The organism is Ruegeria sp. K7 (assembly GCF_056531785.1).
In genome coordinates, this window is sequence record NZ_JBQFMJ010000010.1 from 179,878 (window position 1) to 186,272 (window position 6,395).

At 56.8% G+C, this 6,395-nt stretch carries 4 protein-coding genes; 2 read left to right on the top strand and 2 right to left on the bottom strand.

The annotated features are described in order from the left end of the window. Positions 1 to 2: 2 nt before the first annotated feature. Complete coding sequence (locus tag ACR0FE_RS16420; RefSeq protein ID WP_480913947.1) at positions 3 to 2,327, bottom strand: DUF1989 domain-containing protein; 2,325 nt, start codon at positions 2,325 to 2,327, stop codon at positions 3 to 5. A gap of 105 nt (positions 2,328 to 2,432) precedes the next feature. On the opposite strand from ACR0FE_RS16420, the gene ACR0FE_RS16425 reads away from it, so the two are divergent. Beyond that, positions 2,433 to 3,467: a LacI family DNA-binding transcriptional regulator gene (locus ACR0FE_RS16425; RefSeq protein WP_480913948.1), complete on the top strand. Its 1,035-nt coding sequence runs from the start codon at positions 2,433 to 2,435 to the stop codon at positions 3,465 to 3,467. A 306-nt stretch (positions 3,468 to 3,773) separates the two neighbouring features. Here the strand turns inward: ACR0FE_RS16425 and ACR0FE_RS16430 are convergent, their stop codons facing one another. Further along, positions 3,774 to 5,717 carry a DUF3604 domain-containing protein gene (locus ACR0FE_RS16430; protein ID WP_480913950.1) on the bottom strand — a complete coding sequence of 648 codons (1,944 nt, stop codon included), beginning with the start codon at positions 5,715 to 5,717 and terminating at the stop codon, positions 3,774 to 3,776. A 91-nt stretch (positions 5,718 to 5,808) separates the two neighbouring features. On the opposite strand from ACR0FE_RS16430, the gene ACR0FE_RS16435 reads away from it, so the two are divergent. After that, the coding region (locus tag ACR0FE_RS16435) for a recombinase zinc ribbon domain-containing protein (protein WP_480913952.1) at positions 5,809 to 6,395 on the top strand (587 nt) is incomplete at its 3' end.

The following is a 6,395-nucleotide window of genomic DNA, read 5'->3' on the forward strand; positions in this document are numbered from 1 at the left end:
CATCAGACGCGCGCCCGCTTGCGTTGCGGGTCTATGAATGGAATGTCCGATACCGTTGCCCCCAGGCGTTTCATCCGCCCGTCGAGTTGCCCAATTTCAAGTTGCGTGCCGTTCTCGGCATGCTCGACCGACAGCCGCGCCATGGCGATCGCGTGTTCAAGCATCGGTGATCGGATGGCCGAAGTGACCACGCCCACCTGCCGTTCGCCAGCAAAGACCGAAGCGCCATGAGCAGGCACATCATCGCACCCGATCAACAATCCCTTGAGCAAGCGGCGCGGCTCTCGCGCGTTTCGCTCAAGCGCAGATTTGCCCGTAAAGCTCGCCTTGTTCAGATCGACCGCGAAGTCCAAACCGGCCTCGAACGCGTCGACGCCCGGCGCAAACTCGGCATTTGCCGCGGCCAATCCGGCTTCGATCCGGATGATGTCCAGCGCAGCCGAGCCCATGGGTGTGATCCCAAACTCTTCACCCGCCTCCATCACCGCATCCCAGATCGCTAGCGCGTCGGTCTTGGAACAGAAGACTTCGTAACCCAGTTCCCCGGTATAACCCGAGCGTGAGAGCATGAATGGCGCACCATCGCGATCATTGAGCCGGGCAATTGTGACCCCGAACCACTTCAGGTGGTCCAGCGAAGGCACGTGTGGCTGAGTGAAGGCGATCTTGCGCAGCAAATCGCGGGATTTTGGCCCCTGAATGGCAAGGTTTGGCATCGCGTTCCGCATCGCGTGCACCCGAACCTGCAGGCCCATATCCGTCGCCAATGCCTGCAGCGAACGACCACTTTCCTCGGATCCGCAGCACCAACGGAAGATTTCGGGCGCAAGACGGAAAAGCGTGCCGTCATCGATAACCGAGCCGCTTTCGTCACACATCAACGTGTAAGACCCACGCCAGACCGGCAGCTTCGCCACGTTGCGAGTTGTTGCCTGCTGCAGCAGTTTCTCGGCGTCCGGGCCAACAATATCGAATTTGCGCAACCCGCTCATGTCCTGAACTGTCACGGTCTCACGACAGGCCCAGTATTCACCCAAGGTGCCGTGCGCCGGAAAACTGACTGGTGCCCATAGATCACGTGCAGGCGCGAATTGTTGGGTCAACGGGGCCAGCCGATCATGAAATGCGGATTCCTGACTGATCGACATCGGGGCATCTTCCTTTTCACGATAGGCAACCGCACGGCGGATCGGCGTTTCTGGGCGGTAGATGCGGACGTGCACATCCGTCGGGTTCCAGCCATTGATCGGGTCAATATCGTCCGGGCAAGCGGTCGAAACGCACACCAGGTCCTCCATAGCGCGCATGGCGACATAGTCACCGGGGCGGGAATAGGACTCCTCGGTCAGAATGTGATGCGTCGCCGGATCAACCCATGTGTTCCAGAAAAAATTGATCGCGGGCCAGGCCGAACGACGCGCGACACCGTAAGGCGCCAGCGCATTGGACATGTTATCGGAACAGTTCACGTGGCCGGGAAAGCCGCGCTCTTCATAACCTCGGGCGGTGCAAGCCAGACCGAAAGTGTCGTGGCGCCCACAGGTGTCCTGCACCACATTGAGAAGTGGTCGCATCTCACGATCGTAGAACTTGTCCAGCAACCCGGGGCCAGGATAGGCGCGTCGCACCATTGATCGCGTCGCCGTCGAGTCGATCATCCATTCAATTCCGCGTTCCAGCTCATCGGAACGAAGCACCATGAAGTCCGAGCACTGCTGCCCTTCCACGTCGATGATCTGAACGAATTCGCCCGTTTTCAATTCGTAAGCCAGCGCCGTTCCTCTCGGTACAGTAAACTCGTCCCGGACATCTCCCAGAAGTGGCGGCAGCTGAGGCTGGTTTGAGGCTGCACATTGATGGGAGACCGTAACGCATCCGGTATCGGTTCCCTCAACCAAGCCAGAAATGAGCGTTGGCCTGATCAACCAAACTGTCACGCGTTTTTCGACACGCAACACCAGCGGTTCTGATGAGGCCATTAGCCTGAAACACGGGACTTCCTGCCTTGGATCTCCGCGATTTGTACCAATCCAACCTGCAAAAGGGTCGCTGTTGAATGCACCCTGATCAACCGCTCCGTTCGCTTGCAGTTTAAGTCGAGCAAGCGCAGGCCTCCCATCGGCAAACGCAACAATGTCCAGCGGATAACCCTGCGATGTCGCCTCAAATGACAGCAGGTCGCCCTCGGCGGCTTCAACACAGTGCGCGTCGCGTGGCGCCAGCACATATTCTCGGACACCCGAGGCCTTCGGAAAGCCCGGGAATCTGCGTCCCGGGCTAACAAACCCGGCATTCGTGAACTCGTGTATGACAGCGGAACCATGCATGTTGCCGTAGGATTCTCATTTATGAAACTAGTTACAGAGGTTGATGAAACTAGTTACATATGTCAACACTTTCGTTGAAGGTTGAAAAAATAGGCGCGATACCACGTGACACAGAAAGACCCGACGTTGAAAAAACGCGCAAATCTCAGAGATGTTGCGAAAGCAGCGGGCGTATCGGTCGCAACCGTATCCCGGGTGCTGAACGAACCGGGTGTTGTGAAAAAGGAAACTCTGGAGAAAGTTCAGAAAGCAATTGCGGATCTTCGATTCGTCCCCAGCGCGGCCGCCAGAGCAATCAACTCTGGTCGGACCCGTTTCGTGGGTGCGCTGGTACCAACGTTGGACAATGCCATATTCGCTCGGTTTCTTGCCGCGCTCGAACGCAGACTGTCCCAAGATGGACTTTCACTGATCGTAGCCACAACTGAGTCAGACCTGGAGGTTGAAGCCGAAAAGGCGAAGGGGCTGGTTGATATCGGGGCTGAAGGGCTGATCATTACTGGCGCAACACACGCCGCTGAATTTCACGACCTGATCGAGCGCACAAGAATCCCCACGATCGTCACATCATACTTTGACGGCTCCAACCCTTTTCCAACGATTGGATACGATAACAAGGCCGCGGCACAATTGGCCCTACGGCATCTGATTAAGCTTGGACACCGGCGGATTGCAGTTGTTCACGGCCCTGTTCACAACAATGACCGAACACAGGCCCGACTTTCCGGGCTGCACGAGCTGAATTGGGATGGCGAGATAACGACAGTTGAAACCGAAATAAACCTCCGGGGCGGCGCCGAGGCTACTGCACGCATCGTCAACAGGTCGGTCAAACCAGATGCGATCCTGTGTCTGTCGGACGTTGTGGCACTAGGGGTTTTGTTTGGTCTTCAATCCAACGGCATCAGTGTCCCGGACGAGGTGTCTTTAATGGGCCTGGATGACCTGCCAAGCTCTGCCGTGGCCGTACCTTCCATCACAACAGTTCATCTTCCAGTTTCAACAATGGGTGAAAGGTCAGCGATCGCATTGGCGCGTTGGATTTCCACTCAGGAGAGACCTGAGCCTGAAAGGTTAGAGGCAAACCTGGTTGAAAGAAGTTCGACGATTCGAAAGCGCGCTTTCGACGAATACAGCTGACTTTCGAAAAACCGTCCGAGAGTACCCATTCGCTGGCCTCCGCAACGCTCTGAATACGAAGCCTGACGAAGTTCGAGGTTGGTGGCATTGGACTTATTCCTACACGCGATACAATCCACCGAGAGAGGCCGATTGAGCCTTTCTCGCACCTGCGGTCTTTGTGTCTGACCGTCTTGGCCGAAAGCAGCTCAATCCACAATCAACTTCGAGCCCCAAGTAACCGCCTGAAAGGACGGATTTCGCTTTGTGACGCTGCCTTGGGAGCTAAGGGGCTTCGGTCACAGTCAAAGTCGGTTGCCGGACATCTCAGCCTTCTGGAGTATACCAGATTGGCGAAGTGTACGCGCGCTCCTGTGTTGAGGTAGGCACATCTGCGGGCAGTTCGTCCCCGAACCGAACGGCATCGTAAACTGTCCACCTGGGCGTCGGAATTTCCAGAACACGAACGTAGTAGAATGCCCGCAATGAAGGATCGAAGTCGGGATCCTTCCAAACCGTCAACAGCTCCGGAGAACCGATTGAGTTGGTGAACGTACCCGTTGCGACATCCACGGTGTTACCCACTGCGGGTAGATTGCCATCGGCATCCGGTTGCCTGTCTCCCGACCACGCCACGTCATACACCTGCTCTTCCGTGTCGCCGTTGGCATTTACCCAACCCTTCACAACTTGAACACGGTCGAGATTGCCGGAATACGGGTCCTTGAGAGCAGCAATAAGGAATGTCGGTGCATCCGCGCCCTCGGGCGCTTCCGAGAGGTCGCCGCCCATGGGAACGCCTTTGTCATATCCTATTTCGGCAGGCAGACGTGACCGCGCGTCCTCCTCTGTGAAGTCCCAACCACCAAAGAAACGCACTGTTATGCGGCTGCCGGTTGTCCCATAAACTTCTTTGCGCTCCATGGCGTCGAATATGGCTTCGCGCGTGTTGTCTTCGGCCCAAACCGCCGCGTAGCCAGAGGCTGCCATTTCCCAGCCGAGGATCCTCAACGCGTCAAATTCACCTACGACATGCTGCCATCGACCGGGCTCCGGCTCGACGCCTGAGTGCTTGCCAAAGAAATTGTCCTCTTCCGCCGTCGCCAACGCGGTATGGCTGTCGGTCGAACCCACGACACCGAATTTGTACGGATTGGTGCCAAGTTGCGCTTCCAGCTTGAGACCGTTCTTCAGAGCTTCGCGGGCATATTCGTACTGAAGCATCCAATCTTCTTTGGGCGTCGGGCCAAGATTGGATTTATCCCAGGTTTCATAGTCCGCAAATTCATCGTTCGGGCTTAGGAACGGATGGGTTTCCCCATCACCCTTGATTTGGGTGATCTCGTACATTGGCTCCCATTTCGCGCGCCGTTCAGCGTAGTCCGCCGTCAAAGGCTCACCCGTTTCCGGATTGGTCTCGACCGGAAACATAAGGCCGTTGGAAACGTTGCCGTTGTGGGCAAGGGCCAGAACACGACCGCCGGTTTCCATTTCATATGTTTCCATCCAGTCCCACAGTTTTTCCGGATTAAAGGTTTCTGCGGTCGTGAAGGGCAGCATCTGCCGTGCGCGAATGGCATCATCACGGTAAATCACGTTGCGATGGAGGTTGTTGCCGGCTTCGGTGGATGTCCATTCGTATCCGATGAACGCAGTAAACGTACCGGGGTCGTCGTGATGATCGGCAGTTTGCGTGAACTCGTCCCAAACGGACTGCACGAACCTGCGATCCGACACAGCCTCGGGAAGGGCTTCCCCGGTAATCCCGGCAAATGTCTCAATGACCTCCATAGTCGCACCGAGAGCAACGTCTCCACCTGCATTAAGTCGTTCGCTCCAATCTCGAAGCGTTGGATCACGCATCAGCGTTGAGTTTCCCGCAATGATTTCATTCATTGCCCCCATGGCATCCGAATGATCGGAAACAACAAGCCAGTCGAGCGGACGCGAAAGTTGTACGCGGAGGCCGTGTGATGTCGTGACCTCCTCACCCCGTGCAAATCGATAAGCGTCATCCGGGCTCAGGATGACCCCAAATCCACGCGCATCCAGCGAGTTGGACGTGTGCAGGTGGGTATCGCCCCACAGGGGACGAGTCGGAAAGTCGCGCCCGGCATAAGGCGAGAAATCTGCGGGCGCGGGTTCGCGCATATCGTCTACCGATATGGTCATCTCCCCGACCTGCCCACCTTGCGCGGACTCCTGAGCTTTGGAAGAGGTCGCAAAAAATGCGACAGAAACAATTGCTGTCGATGTCAGAAAAAATTTCATTTGAGCCTCCCAGGCCAGCTGAATGCCCGCCCATGGCAACATTTGGCGCAGTGGTCCGTCAAGGAGGACAAGCAAAATTTAATAGTGAGACATGTGCGCCTACTATGGGAGCCGTGGTCCGTTCTGCCCTTTGTGTGGGCATCAAAACAAGTTTCAGCAAATTGAGCAGCCTCATCTGACCGGTCTTGCATTCTGCGGCACCTGCGGAGGGCCGCTCGCGACAGTCGGGCGCGACTACCTCGCCTGCTCTGCTGCCCGCAAGCTCGGCACCTGCACGCACAGGCAATCCATTCGCCGCAACGTCTTGGAAGACGCTGTGTTGGATTTGCTGCGCCGACGTCTGATGCAGCCCGACGCTGTGGCCACATTTGTCAAATCCTTCAGCGAAGCCGCTAACGCAGAAGCAGGCGCAGTGGAGACAACCCGGACCCGCCTGCAATCCGAGCGGGACAAAGCGGCGCGCAAACTGAGTGGTTTTTATGACGCGATTGCAGAAGGCATTCGCACCCCAGGGCTTCAAACGCGGCTCGAAGAACTCGAAGCGCAGATCGCCGAGCTTGACGCAAAGCTCTCCGAGCCTGTGCCCTCACCGGTGCGCCTACACCCGAACCTGTCGGAACTCTATCGCTCAAAGGTCGCAGATCTGGCGCAGGCCTTATCGGATCCGTCGATCCGTAC